14 protein-coding genes are annotated in these 15,427 nt (G+C 64.8%); 9 read left to right on the top strand and 5 right to left on the bottom strand.

What is annotated here, in order from left to right:
• Positions 1-13: 13 nt before the first annotated feature.
• Together dctA and ACK6AU_RS22910 are read right to left on the bottom strand one after the other, a co-directional pair.
• Positions 14-1,339: a C4-dicarboxylate transporter DctA gene (gene dctA / locus ACK6AU_RS22915; protein WP_185700275.1), complete on the bottom strand. Its 1,326-nt coding sequence runs from the start codon at positions 1,337-1,339 to the stop codon at positions 14-16.
• 43 nt (positions 1,340-1,382) lie between these two features.
• Positions 1,383-2,465 (bottom strand): 4-oxalomesaconate tautomerase, encoded by a 1,083-nt coding sequence (locus ACK6AU_RS22910; protein ID WP_409301553.1) that lies wholly within the window; start codon positions 2,463-2,465, stop codon positions 1,383-1,385.
• Positions 2,466-2,635: 170 nt separating this feature from the next.
• Between ACK6AU_RS22910 and ACK6AU_RS22905 the strand changes: the two genes are divergently transcribed.
• From ACK6AU_RS22905 to ACK6AU_RS22890, 4 genes are all read left to right on the top strand, one after another.
• On the top strand, positions 2,636-3,526 hold the full coding sequence (locus ACK6AU_RS22905; RefSeq protein WP_185700273.1) for a LysR family transcriptional regulator: 891 nt from the start codon (positions 2,636-2,638) through the stop codon (positions 3,524-3,526).
• A 175-nt stretch (positions 3,527-3,701) separates the two neighbouring features.
• Positions 3,702-5,531 carry a monovalent cation:proton antiporter-2 (CPA2) family protein gene (locus ACK6AU_RS22900; protein ID WP_185700272.1) on the top strand — a complete coding sequence of 610 codons (1,830 nt, stop codon included), beginning with the start codon at positions 3,702-3,704 and terminating at the stop codon, positions 5,529-5,531.
• A gap of 74 nt (positions 5,532-5,605) precedes the next feature.
• Positions 5,606-6,700 carry a DNA alkylation repair protein gene (locus ACK6AU_RS22895; protein ID WP_409301551.1) on the top strand — a complete coding sequence of 365 codons (1,095 nt, stop codon included), beginning with the start codon at positions 5,606-5,608 and terminating at the stop codon, positions 6,698-6,700.
• Between the two features lie 30 nt (positions 6,701-6,730).
• Positions 6,731-7,753 (top strand): DUF6602 domain-containing protein, encoded by a 1,023-nt coding sequence (locus ACK6AU_RS22890; protein WP_185700270.1) that lies wholly within the window; start codon positions 6,731-6,733, stop codon positions 7,751-7,753.
• 46 nt (positions 7,754-7,799) lie between these two features.
• Here the strand turns inward: ACK6AU_RS22890 and ACK6AU_RS22885 are convergent, their stop codons facing one another.
• Together ACK6AU_RS22885 and ACK6AU_RS22880 are read right to left on the bottom strand one after the other, a co-directional pair.
• Entirely contained in the window at positions 7,800-8,174 is a 375-nt protein-coding gene (locus ACK6AU_RS22885; protein ID WP_185700269.1) for a hypothetical protein, read from the bottom strand.
• 22 nt (positions 8,175-8,196) lie between these two features.
• Positions 8,197-8,829 (bottom strand): TetR/AcrR family transcriptional regulator, encoded by a 633-nt coding sequence (locus tag ACK6AU_RS22880; protein ID WP_409301548.1) that lies wholly within the window; start codon positions 8,827-8,829, stop codon positions 8,197-8,199.
• 154 nt (positions 8,830-8,983) lie between these two features.
• Here ACK6AU_RS22880 and ACK6AU_RS22875 point away from each other — a divergent pair, with 154 nt between their 5' ends.
• From ACK6AU_RS22875 to ACK6AU_RS22860, 4 genes are all read left to right on the top strand, one after another.
• The gene (locus tag ACK6AU_RS22875) at positions 8,984-10,510 is read left to right on the top strand and encodes an MFS transporter (RefSeq protein WP_409301546.1); all 1,527 of its coding nucleotides are present in this window, start codon (positions 8,984-8,986) and stop codon (positions 10,508-10,510) included.
• Between the two features lie 124 nt (positions 10,511-10,634).
• Positions 10,635-11,072 (top strand): hypothetical protein, encoded by a 438-nt coding sequence (locus tag ACK6AU_RS22870; protein WP_185700259.1) that lies wholly within the window; start codon positions 10,635-10,637, stop codon positions 11,070-11,072.
• A gap of 166 nt (positions 11,073-11,238) precedes the next feature.
• Entirely contained in the window at positions 11,239-12,156 is a 918-nt protein-coding gene (locus ACK6AU_RS22865) for a phytanoyl-CoA dioxygenase family protein (RefSeq protein WP_409301544.1), read from the top strand.
• 181 nt (positions 12,157-12,337) lie between these two features.
• Entirely contained in the window at positions 12,338-13,480 is a 1,143-nt protein-coding gene (locus ACK6AU_RS22860; RefSeq protein ID WP_185700257.1) for a hypothetical protein, read from the top strand.
• A 7-nt stretch (positions 13,481-13,487) separates the two neighbouring features.
• On the opposite strand, the gene ACK6AU_RS22855 is transcribed toward ACK6AU_RS22860, so the two are convergent.
• The gene (locus ACK6AU_RS22855; RefSeq protein WP_185700256.1) at positions 13,488-14,375 is read right to left on the bottom strand and encodes a LysR family transcriptional regulator; all 888 of its coding nucleotides are present in this window, start codon (positions 14,373-14,375) and stop codon (positions 13,488-13,490) included.
• Between the two features lie 159 nt (positions 14,376-14,534).
• On the opposite strand from ACK6AU_RS22855, the gene ACK6AU_RS22850 reads away from it, so the two are divergent.
• The coding region (locus ACK6AU_RS22850) for a GMC family oxidoreductase (protein WP_409301541.1) at positions 14,535-15,427 on the top strand (893 nt) is incomplete at its 3' end.

Here is a 15,427-nt window from a genome sequence, read left to right as displayed (position 1 = left end):
ACAGCCGGCCGGTCTAGCCGAGCTTGCTCGCCAGGGCGGCCACTGGGGTGTCATCGGCGGCAGCGGCCTGGGCCGCAAGCGGCTGGCCATTGAGCGTGCGCAACAGCACCTGGCGGTCGCAGGCCTGCTCCGAGAGGGCGATCACCACGGTTGCCACGGCGTTGCTGGCCAGGCTGGTCAAGGCCCGGGCCTCGGACATGAAGCGATCGATGCCGATCAGCAACGCCAGGCCCGCCAGGGGAATGTCATGAATCACCGTCAGGGTCGAGGCCAGGGCCACGAAACCGCTGCCGGTCACCCCGGCGGCGCCCTTGGACGACAGCAGCATGATTGCCAGCATGGTGACGACCTGACCGGCACTCAGCTCGATGTTGCACGCCTGGGCAATGAAGATCGCCGCCAGGGACAGGTAGATCGCCGTACCGTCGAGGTTGAACGAATAGCCGGTGGGCAGCACCAGCCCCACCACGCTCTTGCGGCAGCCCAGGGCCTGGAGCTTTTCCAGCATCCGCGGCATCACCGGCTCCGTGGACGAGGTGCCAAGCACCACCAGGAACTCTTCACGCAGGTAGCGCAGCAGCTTCCACAGGCTGAAGCCGTTTGCCCGGCAAATGCCCCCCAGGACCACGAAGACAAAGAAGCCGCAGGCGACATACAGGGTCATGATCAGTTTGGCCAGGGCGCCCAGGGAGGTGATGCCGTACTGGCCCACGGTAAAGGCCAGGGCGCCGAAGGCGCCGACGGGGGCAAAACGCATCAGGTAGGAAAAAATCTTGAACACCATCTGCGAGGCCGATTCCAGCACCTCCAGCACCGGCTTGCCGCGCTCGCCCAGGGACGACAGGGCAAACCCGCACAGCACCGCGATAAACAGCACCGGCAGTACCTCGCCTTTGTTGAAGGCGCCAATGAAGGTCTCGGGGATGATGTGCATGAAGAACTCCACCACCCCCAGCTTGGCCGCCGACTCGGTGTACTGCGACAAGCCCTGGGTGTTCAGCCGGGTGGGGTCGATGTTCATCCCCGCGCCGGGCTGGAACAGGTAGACCGCCGCCAGGCCGATGAACAGGCTGATCAGCGTCAGGCCCAGGAACAACAGCAGGGTCTTGCTCAGCAGGCGGCCCAGGGAACGCTTGTCGTTCATGCCGGCAATACCGGTGACGATGGTGCAGAACACCACGGGAGCGATCATCATTTTGATCAGCTTGATGAAGGCGTCGCCCAGCGGCTTCAAGGCAATGGCTTGCTGGGCCCAGAAGTGTCCCACCAGTACCCCGAGGCACACCGCGCAGAGGATCTGGAAGTAGAGCGATTTAACTACTTTCATGGCATCACCCATTTTTAGAATTGTACTGATGCAATCAAGATCGACAGCGCGTCGACTAACCGGCAAGACGTTGTGAAGCAGGCGCGTAGACATACCCGGAAAACAACCGGCGTGCGGTCCGAACCACCGAAGCACGGATGGTTTCGGGGTTTGTTCCGCTGTAGGACAATACGACATCTATCGCCCCGCTGGGGTGTTCGATACGGACCTGATGCAGGCGCGGTTCACTGACCCCGCCCAGCATCTCGGCCACCACGCTGCCAGCGGTGACACAGGCGGTAGCCAGGCCGATGGAGCCGGTGATGGCCAGGGCCCGATGGCAGTTGTAGGGCATGAAATAGCGCACCGCCAGGGTGCCCCCCGCCCGGGCCCGGGACACCAGCACCGGCTTGGGAATCACTTTGTCGCTGACATCACCCAGCCCCATGGCCAGGCCGGCCTTGAGCCGCAAGCTCTCCAGGCGCTGGAGGAAGTCGCTATCGGCGTCCAGTTCGGCGGGGGTTTCATCACCGCGCTTGCCCAGGCAGGCCGCCTGCACCAGCACCATGGGCATGGCCATGTCGATGCAAGTCACCGCGATGCCGTCTATCAAGTCCCGAGGCTGGCCGGTGGGGAACAATTGGCCGGTCTTGCTGCCGGCGGCATCGAGAAAGGTCAGGGCTACCGGCGCCGCGCTGCCCGGTACGCCGTCAATGGTGGTGTCGCCTTCGTAGCTGACCTTGCCATCGGGGGTCTGGACCTGGGCATTGATCAATGTGCCGGTGTTGAGGTTGCGAATCCGCACCTGGGTCTGTGCCCCCTTGGCCTTGACCAGCCCCTGCTCGATGGCGAAAGGCCCGACAGCGCACAACATGTTGCCGCAGTTGGGCGCGGTATCGACCCGCCGCTGCGACACCATGACCTGGACGAACAGGTAATCGACATCCGCATCCGGGTGCAGCGACGGACTGACGATCGCCACCTTGCTGGTTTGCGGGCTACCACCGCCGATGCCGTCGATTTCCAGTTCGTGACCGGAGCCCATCAGGTTGAGCAACAGTTCATCACGCTCGGCCACTGCCACCGGCAGATCCCAGGCCAGGAAAAACGGCCCTTTGGAGGTGCCGCCGCGCATCAACACACAAGGAATTCGTTGCATGAATACTGACTCTTGTTGATCAATCGAGGTAATTGATGTTCTGGGCACAAGAGTGTCAGGGATTAAAATGTGTTTCCAATGCAAATATCAGAGAGATTATTGCGTTCAACGCATGAGTCAAATATCGTGTCCGCCAGCGCCCCACCCGACTCCCGCCTTGAGAAGCCCGCATGGAATATGAGCTCCAGGACATTAGATCTTTCGTGAAAATCGCCGAACTGGGGAGTTTCCACGAAGCGGCAGACGCCTTGCACCTGTCCCAACCGGCCCTGAGCCGGCGCATGAAAAAGCTCGAAGAGGGGCTGGGCACCGCCCTCCTCGATCGCACCACGCGCAAGGTCAGCCTGACCAGCGTCGGCCGCGACTTCCTGCCCAAGGCCCGCCGCCTGCTGGATGACTTCGACGATTCGATCCTCAACATCCGTGAGCTGGCGGAACGCCAGATCGGTCAGGTGACCCTGGCCTGTATCCCCACGGCGGCCTTCTACTTCCTGCCGTCGGTGATCCGCCTGTACAACCAGCGCTACCCGAAAATTCGCATCCGCCTGCTCGACCTCAGTGCCAACGAGGGCCTTGAAGCGGTGCTGCGCGGCGAAGCGGATTTCGGCATCAACATGATGAGCGGCCAGCACCCGGACATCGAGTTCGTGCCACTGGTCAACGAACCCTTTGTTCTGGCCTGCCGGCGCGACCACGAACTGGCCGGACGCCGTTCGGTGACCTGGTCGCAACTCAGCGACTATCGCTTGATCGGCGTTGGCCGCCTAAGCGGCAACCGCATGCTGCTGGATCATGCCCTGTCCGGCTTGAGCTGGCGGCCCCAGTGGTTCTACGAAGTGCAGCACCTGTCCACGTCGCTGGGCATGGTCGAGGCCGGGCTCGGGGTTTCGGCGATGCCAAGCCTGGCCATGCCCGCCGCCGATCACCCGACCCTGGTCAGCGTTCCGCTGACCGAGCCGGTGGTCAACCGCACCCTGGGCCTGGTGTACCGCCGCGGCGCATCGCTGTCGCCGGCCGCGGAAAAATTCGTGGCGATCCTGCTGGAGCAGTGGCCACATTGACCGGCCGGCGCTCCAGCGTCCCCCATATACTCCGACGTGCCTTGCCGGGCACGCCGCCAGTCTCAGAACACCCATGCCGTTTTTATCCGGGCGCAGGCTGGCGATAGCCATCCGCTCATCGTCATCGACGAGCCTCTATCATCACCTGCGCCCCGTTCTACCAGGAGTCCCCCCGATGCCCCATGAAGGCAACCTGCTACAAGCCGCCGTCGTGTTTCTCTGCGCCGCGGTCGTCACCGTGCCCCTGGCCAAGCGCCTGCAACTGGGGGCCGTGCTCGGCTACCTGCTGGCCGGGGTGCTGATCGGCCCGTCGGTGCTGGGCCTGATCGGCAATCCCCAGAGCGTCAGCCACATCTCCGAGCTGGGGGTGGTGCTGTTGCTGTTCATCATCGGCCTGGAGCTGTCGCCGCGACGCCTGTGGGTGATGCGCAAGGCGGTATTCGGGGTCGGCCTGGCCCAGGTGCTGCTGACCGGGGTCGTGATCGGCAGCGTGGCGCTGTTCCTCTTCGGCCAGACACTCAATAGCGCGGCGGTGCTGGGCCTGGGCCTGGCCCTGTCGTCCACCGCCTTCGGCCTGCAAAGCCTGGCCGAACGCAAGGAGCTGACCAGCCCCCACGGGCGCCTGGCGTTCGCCATCCTGCTGTTCCAGGACATCGCCGCGATCCCGCTGATCGCCATGGTGCCGGTGCTGGCCGGCGTCGATCACCACACCAGCAGCGCCGAGGACCTGCGCCACGGCCTGCAGGTGCTGGGCAGCATCGCCGTGGTGGTGGTCGGTGGCCGCTACCTGCTGCGCCCGGTGTTTCGCATCGTGGCCAAGACCCGCTTGCCGGAGGTCTCCACCGCCACCGCCTTGCTGGTGGTGATCGGTACCGCCTGGCTGATGGACCTGGTGGGCGTATCCATGGCCCTGGGCGCCTTCCTCGCCGGCCTGCTGCTGGCCGACTCGGAATACCGGCATGAGCTGGAAGCCCAGATCGAACCCTTCAAGGGCCTGCTGCTGGGCCTGTTCTTCATCAGCGTCGGCATGGGCGCCAACCTCAGCCTGCTGCTCAGCGCGCCCCTGGCCGTGCTGGGCCTGACCCTGCTGCTGATCGGCCTGAAGCTGCCGCTGTTGTTCGTGGTCGGGCGCCTGGCCGGTGGCCTGGACCGCGAGCATGCGATCCGCCTCGGGGTGGTGCTGGCGGCGGGCGGGGAGTTCGCCTTCGTGGTGTTCAAGATCGGCCGCGACCAGGGCCTGTTCGACGCGCGCCTGCACGACCTGCTGGTGCTGACCATCACCCTGTCCATGGCCCTGACCCCGCTGCTGTTGCTGGCCTGCTCGCGCCTGCTCAAGCCCAAGCCGAAAGCAGTGGAGATGCCCGCCGAATACCGCCGGATCGACTCCGACCACCCGCGGGTGGTGATCGCCGGCATGGGCCGCATGGGCCAAATCGTGGCGCGTATCCTGCGGGCACAGAAGGTGCCGTTCGTGGCCCTGGACACCTCGGTGGAAACCATCGAGCTGATCCGCAGCTTCGGCGGCGGCATCCCGGTGTTCTATGGCGACCCGTTGCGGCCGGAGATCCTCAGTGCGGCCAAGGTCGGCCAGGCGGAGTTCTTCGTCATCGCCACCGACGACCCGGACACCAACATCAAGACCGCCGAGCAGGTGCGCAAGCTCTATCCGCACCTGAAGGTCATCGCCCGCGCACGTAACCGCCAGCACGTGCACCGCCTGGTGGACCTGGGCGCCCAGGCCGTGCGGGAAACCTACTACTCGAGCCTGGAGATGAGCCGCCGGACCCTGATCGGCCTCGGGCTCAGCCAGGTCCAGGCCGACTCGCGGATCCAGCGTTTCACCCAGCACGACCAGCAATTGCTGGCCGCCCAGCATGAGGTCTACGACGACGAGGCCAAGGTCATGCAGACCGCCCAGGAAGCCCGTGCCGAACTGGCCCGCCTGTTCGAGGCCGACGAAGAGGACGAACGCCTGGAAGAGAACCTGCTGCCGCCGATGCGCTGAAGCACTCTCCTGACAGATTCTGTCAGCCGCCCGGTCTAGATTGGGCGGCCTCCCTCCCCAGACAGGAACCCTCGATGAGCGACGCTGCCCCTGCCCTCAAGGAAATCTTCAACCAGCAACGCCTAATGCATATCGCCGACGCCATGCGCGAGGTGTATCCGGCGTTCGACCACCCGGGCTTTCTCAAGCGCGCCAGCCAGGGCCTGGCCGAGCTCTCGGTGATGCAGCGCCTGGCGCGGGTCAGCGACAGCCTGCACCAGGTGCTACCCGGGCCCTACGAGCACAGCCTGGAACTGCTGTATGCCCTGGCGCCACGGCTCGACAGCCGCTTCGTCTGCATGTTCCTGCCGCACTTCGTGGCCAGCCATGGCGCCCATGACTTCGCCCGTTCCATGGCGGCACTGAAGTTCTTCACCGGTTTTGGCTCCTCGGAGTTCGCCGTGCGCCCGTTCCTGGTCAACCAGCAGGCGGCGACCCTGGAGCATATGTACGACTGGTCGCACGATCCGGACGAACACGTGCGCCGCCTGGCCAGCGAAGGCAGCCGCCCGCGCCTGCCCTGGTCATTCCGCCTGGAACGCCTGCAGGCCGAACCTGGGCTGGCGGCGCCGATCCTCGAGCGACTGCGCAACGACCCGAGCCTGTATGTGCGCAAGTCGGTGGCCAACCACCTCAACGACATCACCAAGGACCATCCGCAGTGGGTGCTGCAACGCCTGCAAGACTGGCCGCTGGAGCAACCGCACACCGCCTGGATCGTCCGCCATGGCCTGCGCAGCCTGATCAAGCAGGGCGAGCGCCAGGCCCTGGCCTTGATCGGCGCCGGGGCCCGCGCCGAGGTCCAGGTAACGCACTTCAGCGTCACGCCCGCGGCCTTGCGCCTGGGCGAGCGCCTGGAACTGGCGCTGGAACTGGTTTCCAGCAGCTCGCAGCCCCAGCGCCTGGTGGTGGACTACGCCATCGACTACATCAAGGCCTCGGGCGCCGCCAGCACCAAGGTGTTCAAGCTCAAGACCTTCACCCTGCCCGGCCAGGCGCGCCAGGCACTGGCCCGCCAGCAGCAGATCCGTGAATTCACCACCCGCCGGCACTACCCCGGGCGCCATCTGGTGCACCTGTTGGTCAACGGCGAACGGCTGGCCAGCGCGCATTTCGACCTGCTGCCCTGAGCCCCTCTCAAACCCCACAAGGAAGACCCCATGGCAATCATCAGCAGGTGGGCCAAGTCCATCGCCAAGGTATTGGAAAGCAGCTTTGCGGTGAGCAGCAGCATCGCCGACCACAAGACCATCCTGGGCGACGCCCGGGAGAGTTTCATCCGTGATGTGCTGCAACGCTTCCTGCCGCGCAACATCAGCATCGGCTCGGGGCAGATCGTCGATGCCGAGGGCGGGATCTCCAGGCAGATCGACCTGATCATCTACCGCAACGACTTTCCCATCCTGCGCACCTTCGGCTCGGCCGATGTATACCTGATCGAAGGCGTGGTGGCCACGGTGGAGGTCAAGTCGCAGCTCAACGAAACGCAGTTGTTCCAGGCCCTGGAGAACGGCAAGTCGGTGCGCAACCTCAAGGTGTCGATCACCCCGGAATCCATGGACCACTACAGCCAGTTCATGTACCGCAAACCGTTCGCCGAACTGCCCCCGGCGCAATCCTTCTCGGTCCGCGACCAACTGCTGCCGCCAACCTACATCTATGGCTACAACGGCTATACCGCCAGCAGCCTGGACACCTTGCGCCAGAGCCTCAACGCCTGGCATGGCGAGCTTGGCCAGGGCGAGCAGGACGTGACCCTGATGCCGGAGGTGATCGCCACCCAGGGCTGCGTGACCCTGAAGAACCTCAACAACATCCTGGGCCTGCCTCGGGTCGCCGGCGAAGAACTGGAAGCCTGCCGCCAGGCCTTCAACCGGGCGCTGGGATTGAGCCTGAACAAACGCGAGTTCCTCGGCTATTTCCGCGAGCGCGACGACCAGGGCTTCGACTACGGGATCGGCCTGAAAACCTGCGAGGCGCCCTTGCAGTACCTGATCTCCAGCCTGCTGCAGACCCTCACCAGCCGGGTCGGTCATCCGCAGCTGGGCAGCACCGCGATCCAGTACGACCTGAGCCGCTATCACCTGAGCGAAGAGATGGAGGGTCGCTGGTCGGGCGCCGCGGTGAACCTCACGCGCATCAGCGACCCACGGCTGGACTTCGCCCGGGCCAACGGCTTGTGAAACCTGCGCTGCGGCCACGTGCAACTCGGCCGCAGCGCGCCGGGCTTCAGTCCTTGGCGGTCGTGGCCGGCAACGCTATCAGGTGGTCGTCGCAGCCAAAGCCCACCACGTGCTCGCTGCCCCAGGACACCTCCACCACCGCAATGCACGGGTCATAAGACTCGCCCACCAGGCTGCCATCGGCCTTGAACACCCGCAGGTAGCCAGCGGTGGAGTAGCGCGAGCTGTCGCCATCGCCGGGCATAGTCATGGTCGCAATCCTGGCGCGCCAGCTGAACAGCCGGTACTTCTGGTAGTAGAAGGCCCGGTCGTCACGGTAGTAGCGATCCTGGTAGGGCGTGCCGTAGTAGAACCAGCCATAACCCTTGTACGCCAGGAATACGGCCAGTACTGCGCCGAGCAGGCGTTTGCTGTGTTTCATCGGGGTTGTACCGAGGAGAACTTCAGGGTGGGGTCACGCCGAGCATCCGCAGGCAGGCCTGGACGATGGCGTCGGCCAGGGCCTGGCCATCTTCCTGGCGGGCGGCGATCACGTCATCGGTGGCGCCGTGCACCCCGGCATAGATCAGCGAGGCGATCACCGTCGGCTGTTCCAGGGGCCAGCAACCGGCTTGCCGCCCTCCTTCGAGGATACCCTGCAACTGCTGCAGGATCGCATTGCGCTCCGGGTTGCCGCGCCCATGGTGGTGATGGTTGGGGTAGACAATATCGTGCAGGCGGTAGGTGGCCAGGTAGGCCTGGACGCTGGCGCGGATCCAGCTGCCGACCTTCGCCACCCAGTCATCCTCGGCGCAGGCCGCCACCGCCTGTTCCAGGCACTCGAGGAAGTCCCGGGTATAGCGTTCGCCCAGGGCCGCCAGCATGTCGTTCTTGGATTGGAAGTAGTGATAGAAGGTGCCCTTGGCCACTCCGGCGCGCTCGACGATCTGGCTGATGGTGGTGGCCTCCACTCCCTGCTCCAGGAACAGGCTGCGGGCGGCGCCCATCAATTCTTCCAGGCGCACTTCGGCGGGTTTGGTCCGCGGCTGCGGCAGGTCGCTGGCAGGTTCCTGGGCCTTGTGGCGTTTCACGATCATGAACGATTCCGGGCGGTGACAAGGGCCGCCAGTCTAGGGCAATTGCCGGGCAAAAGAGAGTTGAGAATATTTATCATTTTCCATTGACCGACGGTCAGTCGAAATACTAACCTGAGTGCCTCGCCCCTCTCCAGCCCTCCACGGGAGATGTTTCATGGAACGCTATCGTCGCCCGGCCCTGGTGGCCGCCGCCTACCTCGGGACCTTCCTCGCCTCGCTGGACATCAGCATCGTCAACGTCGCCTTGCCGACCCTGCAACAGGCCCTTGCCACCGACCTGGCCGGCCTGCAATGGGTGGTCAACGCCTATGCCATCTGCCTCTCGGCCTTCATGCTCTCGGCCGGCCCCCTGGGCGACCGCTTCGGCCACAAGCGCTGCTGGCTGGCCGGGGTGCTGTTGTTCACCTTGGGTTCGGCGCTCTGTGCCCTGGCCCAGGAGCTCGGGTTACTGCTGGCCGGACGGGCCGTGCAGGGGCTGGCCGGGGCACTGCTGATTCCCGGGGCGATGCCGATCCTCAGCCACGCCTTCCCCGACCTGCGCCAAAGGGCCCATGTCATCGGCGGCTGGTCGGCGTTCAGTGCCCTGGCGCTGATCCTCGGCCCCCTGGTGGGCGGCCTGCTGCTGGAGTCCGTCGGCTGGCAGAGCATCTTCCTGATCAACCTGCCCATCGGCCTCCTGGCCCTGGTCCTCGGATGCTGGGGCATCAGCGAGCGCAAGCACCCACAGCACGCCGCCCTCGACCCACTGGGCCAGGCCCTGAGCGTGTTGTGGCTGGCGGCCCTGACCTATGGCCTGATCCTCGGCGGCGAAGAAGGCTTCGCCAGCCGTGGCCCCCTGCTGACCTTGCTGGTGGCGGCCGTGGGGCTGTTGGCCTTCACCCTGGTGGAGCGGCGGGTGCAGCGACCGCTGGTGCCCCTGGACCTGTTCCGCCAGCGTCCGTTCGCCGTGGCCAACCTGGCCTCGTTCATCCTCGGTTTTTCCAGCTACAGCAGCCTGTTCTTCTTCTCGATCTTCCTGCAGCAGATCCAGGGCTGGTCCGCCGCCGAGACCGGCCTGCGCCTGCTACCGCAATTCACCGTCACCGGCCTGGTAGCCATCGGCTTCGGGCGCATCAACCAGCGCGTGCCCCTGCCCTGGTTGATGGTGGCCGGCTACGGTCTGGTCGGCTTGACGATGACCGCCATGACCCTATTCGACGCCCACACGCCCTACTGGCTGGTGGGCTCGCTGCTGGGGCTGCTGGGCCTGGGCATGGGCCTGGCGCTGCCGGGCACCGGCCTGACGGTGATGGCCTGCGCGCCGCCGGAACGCGCCGGGATCGCCTCGGCCAGCATGAACGCCCTGCGCCAGACCGGCATGAGCATCGGCATCGCCCTGCTCGGCAGCCTGATGGGCGCCCGGGCCATCCAGGTACTGGGCGAATCGGCCCGGGCCAGCGGCATGGCCGATGCCGGCGAACTGGCCCACCGAGCGGTGACCGAACACCAGTTGCCCCTGGACGACCCGCTGTTCGGCGAGCTGTACCGCACGGCCATGACCAGCGGTTTGCACCTGGCCATGCTGCTGGCGGGTGCCTCCGGCCTGCTGGCCATGGGCTTGCTACTGGCCGTTCGCCGACAAGCCCGCGCGAAACAGCCCGCAGGGCCTGGCCGAGCCCAGCCCCGGGCGGTCGAGGATTAGTGGGCTGGGGATGATGTGCGTCGTCAATTGCATGGACAGGGCCGGGGCATTGACAAGCTCGATGGCGGCTTCGACCATCGGCGCCGCAACGGCCGCTGCCGGCCCATGACTCAGGAGATCAAGGATGAAGAGGCTTTCGCTGGCGCTGTGCCTGATGGCAGGCGTGGGCCCGGCTGGCGCGCAGGACCTGGCGGCTGCACGCCAGTCCCTGAAGAACTATGGCCTGGCCTACTGCATGGCCAGGCAGTTTCCCGAGCGCTCGGCCATGGGCGAGGACGTTGGGCATGCCATCGGCATGTATGGCGTCTTGGGCGCTGGCCTGCATCAGGTCCTGCAGGACGAAGACACACTCACGACCCTGCATGACCCCTATGACGCCACCACCGACTACGTCTTCAAGGCTTATGACCAGGTCGCGGCCAACAGCAAGCACCGCCCTGGCAAGGTCGTGCTGCACGCTTGCTTGCAGGTCTACAACTCCAGAGCCTTCGACCGGTTCATCCGGACCCAGGACTCCTACATCCGCCAGCAAGACCTGCAAGCTGCCGGCCCCAACTCCTGACAGCGCTCGATGTGCCAATGGCGACAGACTCGCCCTGGCCTGGCCGCGCACCGACAGCAACCGGTGGCAGGTGTCGCTTAAACACCGGTCGAGGTCGAATCCAGCGCTCGGTCAGCGGTGCCACTGTCCATACTCAGGCACTTGTCCCCGGTAATGGAATACGCCCGTGAACCTGCCGCAGCCGCCCGCCCCTTGCCTGGTCAATCCCCTGCCCCTGGACCCGCAACAGCGGCGGCTGTTCCACGAACAGGGCTACCTCAAGCTGCCGGGATTGCTGACCAGCGCCGCCATCGAAACGTTGCGTCAGCTGGTGGAGCAGCAATTGCGCCCGACCCAGGCCAGCGCTGGCGAGGGGTTCAACCGCCTGACCCACCGCCTGGAGCAGGACGGCATTCTCCGGCAACTCCAAGGCCAGCCGGCATTGGCCCAGGTACTGACTTACCTCACCGACAGCCGGCTGATCCTGTGCGAGGCCCAGGGCTTCGAGCTGGACCAGGGGCGCTCGGGTTTCGCCTGGCACTACGATTCGCTGAACTTTCGCTACATCCGCCCCCAAGACCCGGCCTACAGCCTGTGGCTGCCCCTGCAACCGGTACGCCCAGAGGCACAGGGTGGCGGCATGGCCTGGGTGCCGTTGTCGCTGTGCTCGGCCCTGGGCAACTTCCAGTTTTCGCGAATGCTGGCCCAGCAGTTGGCCCTAGGCGAGTCGATCACCGAGCTGTCCGAGCTCTTGCGCCAGACCTACGCCAGCCCGGGCCCCTTGACCGAGCGTTTCGAGCGACAGCGCATCGAAGAGGCCTTCGAGCCCGGCGATGCCCTGCTGTTCAGCAAGTACCTGTGGCACCGCTCCAGCCCCTTGCTCGCCGGTGAGCTGCCACGGCGCCAGGCCGTGACCCTGCGCCTGGTGGCTGCCCAGGCACGCCTGGACCCGCTGTTGCAGGACGGCGAGACCCGCACCACTGGCGGCCTGGGCATGGGCCAGGAACGCGGGGCACTCAAGCCACTGTCCTATGGCTCGCGCTTCGTCGATATCCAGGCCGGCGACCTGCTCAGCCGCTCGGCCCACTGTGGGCCGCTGTTGTGAATCACATGCTGAAAAGCCGGCGAGAGTCACTAGGTCGATCAGCGGTTTACATGCAGAATGAGCGGCCTCCAAGCAAGAGTTCAAGCAACAACTGTCGCATTGAACCGAATCACCCATCATGGACGACTGGTAACCCACCGGTAGCGCATGGTCCCTACAGGACGCTCATAAGGATATTGAAATGCTCATCAGCTCTGCTTCGCCACAAGCACTCGTCGACTGGTTCCACACCCGGCAAATAGAACAACGATTACTCTGTGTAATGCTTGCCCCGAGCGACGCCGATCAGCAAAAGCTTGCGTCGCTGATTGCCAACCTGGATGAAGCAGATTCCGCCATGGGACGCAAAGTTGCCTTCATCCTGCTGGATCCGACGACTGACAATACCTTGGGTATTCTCGAGCAACCTGGAGGAAATGTTGTCGCGTTCCCGGGCCGCGCCTTTCCTTCACAGCAGACTGGCAACAAGCCCATACACGCCCTGCGAGACGAGCAGGCTTTTCAGGACCTGGGGCCAGGCTGGGAGGACCTGCGCAAGAGGATGGCGAAGAATTCGTCGAAAGCCACTGCACAGTTCGTTCCTGCATTCGCCGAACTCTTTGCCATTTCCCCAAGCGAGCAACCCTGTCTGTGTGTCCTGGTCAAAGGACTCGACAAGTCCGTGGTCCTGCCGCTGGGAAGCGATTGGAGCACGACAAGCCTGCTGGCGTTGATGACCCAGTTGCATGAAATCGCAAACCGCACTCCGGATTTTCGTAGCGCCTATCAGCAACTCGAGATAGGTGACCTCAGATCGCCTCTGCCGCCCATGCAAAAAGCCCTCGAGGAAATCGACGAATCCATTTCGACCTTGACCCAGGTCCTGGAAAAACTCCTGTCGCGCTATCAAGGCACCGACAGTGATCACCACATGGTGGCGAGTTTCATCGCCGACCGATGCCCAGGAACGAAGCGGCTGTTGCAGATCTTCAACGAACTGTCCTTCAATGCCGACCCTGACTTCCAGCAAGACCCTCAAGTACTGCGGGCCGAGAAGCTGATGGCACAGATCGGTAAGATCAGGAACAAGATCAGAGACGATCGCCAACGCCGGGAAACAGCCTTGTCCCTTGCCGATCGAGCGCAAATGATCGTGGAAAGCCGGGAACAGTTGTTTATTTCCCTGAGCAAGCTGCGGCCGTTGCGCGAGGTGTCCACCAGCACCATCAATATCCGATTGCTCGGCGGACTCAAAAACCAGCTGGAATGGATAGACTTGGTAGGTAACACCCAGGAAAAAGTCGTCAGCGCGGTTGAGTGGTGCCTCAAGCTCTTCAGCAAGTAACCGCCTCTCAAGTCCCCAGCAAAACCGGCTGGTGCGTGGCGCACAGCTCCATGAGGTAGTCCCAGACCACCCGCAGGCGCACCGACTTGTGCAGCTCGCGGCGGGTGCTGATCCAGTAGGCGCGCTGGATGCTCTCGGTGGGCAGCAACGGCACCAGCTGCCGATCCGTGGCGGCCATGTAGCACGGCAGCACCGCGATCCCCAGCCCCGAACGGGCCGCCTCCTGCTGGGCGATGACGCTGGTGCTGTGGAACAGCACCTGGGGGTTGCGACAAAAGCTGTTGAGGAACATCAGCTCCTGGCTGAACAGCAGGTCGTTGACGTAGCCGATCCAGGCATGGCGCCCCAGGTCCTCGCGATTGCGCAGCGGCGGCGCGCGGTCCAGGTAGGCCTGGCTGGCGTACAGCGCCAGGCGGTAGTCGGTGAGCTTGCGAGTCACCAGCATGTCGGCACTGGGCCGTTCCAGGTGGATGCTGATTTCCGCCTCGCGGTTGAGGATGCTGACGAACCGCGGCACCGCCACCAGTTCCACCTCCAGCCCCGGGTAACGCTCGAACAAACCGCCCATGCGGCTGGCGAGGAACTTGATCCCCAGGCCCTCGGTGACGCCGACGCGGATCTTGCCCAGCAGCGCGCTGGACTGGGTGATTTCCTCCTGGGCCAGCAGCGCCACGTTCTCCATGGCCTCGGCGTGCTTGAGCAGCGCCTCGCCGGCCGGGGTCAGCTCATAGCCCTGGGCGTGCTGGACGAACAGCGCGGTGCCCAGGGCCTTCTCCACCGCCTCGATATGCCGCGCCACCGTGGCATGGGTGGTGTTCAGCCGCCGCGCCGCGGTGAGCAGGCGCCCGCTGCGTTGCAGTTCGAGAAAAAAGCGCAGGTCGTTCCAGTCGAACATGGGGATTCCTTGCCGATATCTTGAGGCGAACACTGTTAGAAAACGCACAGCAGGTGGGCAAAAATTAACATTCTTTTGACGAAAGCTAACAACTAGGATGAAGCACAAGGCTGCCGCGGATGACGGCCTGCTAATAAGAATCTGCCAACGAGGTCACGGATGCTTCCTGCCTTTGACGCTTTCGACTACATCGTGGTCGGTGCCGGTCCCGCCGGCTGCCTGCTGGCCAATCGCTTGTCCGCCAATCCCGAGCAGCGGGTGCTGCTGCTGGAAGCCGGCGGGCGCGACAACTACCCCTGGATCCACATTCCCGTCGGCTACCTGTTCTGCATCGGCAACCCACGCACCGACTGGTGCTTCAAGACCGAGGCCGAACCGGGCCTGCAAGGTCGCGCCTTGAGCTACCCACGGGGCAAGGTGCTGGGCGGCTGCTCATCGATCAACGGCATGATCTACATGCGCGGCCAGGCCGCCGACTACGATGGCTGGGCTGCCGAGGGCAACCCGGGCTGGAGCTGGAACGAGGTCCTGCCGCTGTTCAAGAAGAGCGAGAACCACTTCGCCGGGGCCAGCCCGCTGCACGGCGCCGCCGGTGAGTGGCGGGTGGAGCGCCAGCGCCTGTCGTGGCCGATCCTCGATGCTTTTCGCAGCGCTGCCGAACAGAGCGGCATCCCCCGGATCGACGACTTCAACGGCGGCGACAACGAAGGCTGCGGCTACTTCCAGGTCAACCAGAAGGCCGGGGTGCGCTGGAACGCCGCCAAGGCCTTCCTCAAGCCCATCGCCCAACGCCCCAACCTCACCGTCCTGACCGGCGTCGAGGTCCAGCGGCTGCTCCTCGAAGGCGGCCGCGCCACGGCGGTGCGCGCCATGGCCCAGGGGCGCCAGCAGGACTTCAAGGCCCGTCGGGAGATCATCCTCTGCGCCGGCTCCATCGGCTCGCCGAGCATTCTCCAGCGTTCCGGCATCCGCCCGGGGGCTGTTCTTCAACGTCTTGGCATCCGCGTTCCCCATGCCCTTCCCCGGGGCGGGGGGACACCCCATGGACACCT

This window comes from Pseudomonas sp. KCJK8993 (assembly GCF_046230915.1).
In the GTDB taxonomy this organism is placed as follows: domain Bacteria; phylum Pseudomonadota; class Gammaproteobacteria; order Pseudomonadales; family Pseudomonadaceae; genus Aquipseudomonas; species Aquipseudomonas piscis.
This window is presented reverse-complemented; position numbering and strand designations above follow the sequence as displayed.

Bases quoted from the DNA above. Each gene is read 5' to 3' on its own strand.
- dctA (WP_185700275.1), bottom strand. From the start codon at position 1,339: ATGGGTGATGCCATGAAAGTAGTTAAATCGCTCTACTTCCAGATCCTC.
- ACK6AU_RS22910 (WP_409301553.1), bottom strand. From the start codon at position 2,465: ATGCAACGAATTCCTTGTGTGTTGATGCGCGGCGGCACCTCCAAAGGG.
- ACK6AU_RS22895 (WP_409301551.1), top strand. From the start codon at position 5,606: ATGAGCGACGCTGCCCCTGCCCTCAAGGAAATCTTCAACCAGCAACGC.
- ACK6AU_RS22900 (WP_185700272.1), top strand. From the start codon at position 3,702: ATGCCCCATGAAGGCAACCTGCTACAAGCCGCCGTCGTGTTTCTCTGC.
- ACK6AU_RS22855 (WP_185700256.1), bottom strand. From the start codon at position 14,375: ATGTTCGACTGGAACGACCTGCGCTTTTTTCTCGAACTGCAACGCAGC.
- ACK6AU_RS22885 (WP_185700269.1), bottom strand. From the start codon at position 8,174: ATGAAACACAGCAAACGCCTGCTCGGCGCAGTACTGGCCGTATTCCTG.
- ACK6AU_RS22880 (WP_409301548.1), bottom strand. From the start codon at position 8,829: ATGATCGTGAAACGCCACAAGGCCCAGGAACCTGCCAGCGACCTGCCG.
- ACK6AU_RS22905 (WP_185700273.1), top strand. From the start codon at position 2,636: ATGGAATATGAGCTCCAGGACATTAGATCTTTCGTGAAAATCGCCGAA.
- ACK6AU_RS22875 (WP_409301546.1), top strand. From the start codon at position 8,984: ATGGAACGCTATCGTCGCCCGGCCCTGGTGGCCGCCGCCTACCTCGGG.
- ACK6AU_RS22890 (WP_185700270.1), top strand. From the start codon at position 6,731: ATGGCAATCATCAGCAGGTGGGCCAAGTCCATCGCCAAGGTATTGGAA.
- ACK6AU_RS22870 (WP_185700259.1), top strand. From the start codon at position 10,635: ATGAAGAGGCTTTCGCTGGCGCTGTGCCTGATGGCAGGCGTGGGCCCG.
- ACK6AU_RS22860 (WP_185700257.1), top strand. From the start codon at position 12,338: ATGCTCATCAGCTCTGCTTCGCCACAAGCACTCGTCGACTGGTTCCAC.